The organism is Arthrobacter sp. HMWF013 (assembly GCF_003061105.1).
In the GTDB taxonomy this organism is placed as follows: Bacteria; Actinomycetota; Actinomycetes; order Actinomycetales; family Micrococcaceae; genus Arthrobacter.
On the sequence record NZ_QAIQ01000635.1, the window covers coordinates 1262 to 3248 of the forward strand.

A 1987-nucleotide genomic window follows, 5' to 3' on the forward strand; every position below is an offset into this window, starting at 1 on the left:
GAAGTATGGCTTCAACATTCACCGAAAATGTCTCCCCTGTTTCTCTCGAACCGCTGGTGGAGCCCGCCGGTGAACTTACTCCGGCCGAGGTGGAACGCTATTCCCGGCACCTTATTATTCCCGAGATCGGGGCCCTGGGGCAGCGGAGGCTGAAAAACGCCAAGGTCCTGGTCATCGGCGCCGGGGGCCTCGGTTCGCCGGCGCTGCTCTACCTTGCCGCCGCCGGGGTAGGGACGCTGGGAATCGTCGACGACGACTCCGTGGATCTGAGCAACCTGCAGCGTCAGGTAATCCACGGTGTTGCCGACGTCGGACGGCCCAAAATCGAATCAGCCCGGAACGCCATCGCCGCACTGAACCCGCTCGTGGAGGTCCGGCTCCACGATCTGAGGCTTGACGCCACCAACGCCCTGGAGCTGTTCGCAGACTATGACCTGATCCTGGATGGAGCTGACAACTTCGCCACCCGCTACCTGGTCAACGATGCCGCTGCGATCCTGGGAAAACCCTACGTATGGGGCTCCATCTTCCGCTTCGACGGGCAGGTCAGCGTGTTCTGGGAAAAGCACGGCCCCACCTACCGCGACCTGTATCCCGAGGCGCCGCCGGCCGGTTCCGTGCCCTCCTGTGGTGAAGGCGGCGTGTTCGGCATGCTGTGCTCGGCCGTGGGGTCCCTCATGGTGACGGAGGCAGTCAAGCTGATCACCGGCGTCGGGCGTTCCCTGCTGGGACGCGTGGCACTGTTCGACGCCCTGGGCGGCAGCTGGCGCGAGATCCGGGTATCCAAGGACCCGGCGGCGGATCCCATCACGGAACTGACGGACTACGACGCATTCTGCGGCATTGCGCCGGCCGCTGACACCGATACCGAGCACACCGTCACCGCCACACAGCTGGCCACCATGCTGGCATCGCGCAAGGCAGGCCTGAAGGACTTCGAACTGGTGGACGTCCGCGAAACCGGTGAACACGGGATTGTCAGCATCGACGGCTCAGTGCTGATCCCGCAGGGCCGCATCCTGGCCGGTGAAGCCTGGGCCGAACTCCCGCAGGACAAGGACATCGTGTTCCACTGCAAGGCCGGGACACGATCGGCGGCCGTGCTGGAAGCGGCGCGGAAAGCCGGCTATGAGCGGGTCAGCCACCTCGACGGTGGCATCCTGGCCTGGGTGCGGGACGTGGAGCCCCAGAAGCCCGTCTACTAACAGCGTCCTCCTCCGCGACCCTCTGTCACTTTCGGGCGGTTTTTTGGCAACGCTCTAGCACTTAACGCCGGTTAAACGGCAACGCTCTCTCACTTTTCTCAAGAAAGTGAGAGAGCGTTGCCGGGAAACCTGCAGAAAGTGAGAGAGCGTTGGTGGGGCGGTCAGGCGGTTTCGAGGCCCCGGTGGTCCACGGGGCATTCCGCCGGGGCAGGGGCCGCCGGCTGCTCCACGGTGATTCCGTAGAGGGTTTCGAGGGCCGAAACGTAGTCGTCCTGCTGGCCGTTGGCGGCAAGCTCGCGGGCCCGCACCGTAGGTACGTGAAGCAGTTGCTTGACCATCCGGCGGAGGGCGAACTCCACTTCCTCGGCGGCCGCCGTGCAGCCATGGCGCGCACGGACTTTCTCCATTTCAGCGTCCAGGACGTTCATGGTGTGCCGGCGGAGAGCCACAATGGCCGAATCCACCGAACGTACCTCGCGCTCCTGCTCGAAGGCCCGGGCTGCACCTGACACGATGCCGCTGGCCTGGGCGAGCGATTCGGCCTGTTCCTGGGGTGCCGCCAAACGTACCGATTCCAGCGTGAGCAGCTCAACGCCGTCGAGCTCTCCCACTTCCGGGTCAAAATCGTGAGTGAGGGCAAGATCGATGGCGATCAGCGGCTGCGGAGACAGGGCGCGGATCTCGGCCAGTTCCGCTGCCTCTACGCGGGTGTCCGAACCGCTGCAGCCGATCATGACATCCGCGGCCGCGACGGCAGGCCGGAGCGAGCCTGAGTCCATGGC

Annotated in this window: 2 protein-coding genes; one reads left to right on the plus strand and one right to left on the minus strand. The window is 65.0% G+C overall.

Annotation, left to right across the window (positions count from 1 at the left end; genetic code table 11):
• Positions 1-5 precede the first annotated feature (5 nt).
• On the plus strand, positions 6-1205 hold the full coding sequence (moeB, locus tag DBR22_RS21125) for a molybdopterin-synthase adenylyltransferase MoeB (protein ID WP_108600605.1): 1200 nt from the start codon (positions 6-8) through the stop codon (positions 1203-1205).
• A gap of 161 nt (positions 1206-1366) precedes the next feature.
• Here the strand turns inward: moeB and DBR22_RS21130 are convergent.
• Positions 1367-1987 (minus strand): glutamyl-tRNA reductase (locus DBR22_RS21130; protein ID WP_108600606.1); only part of this gene is annotated, 621 nt, incomplete at its 5' end.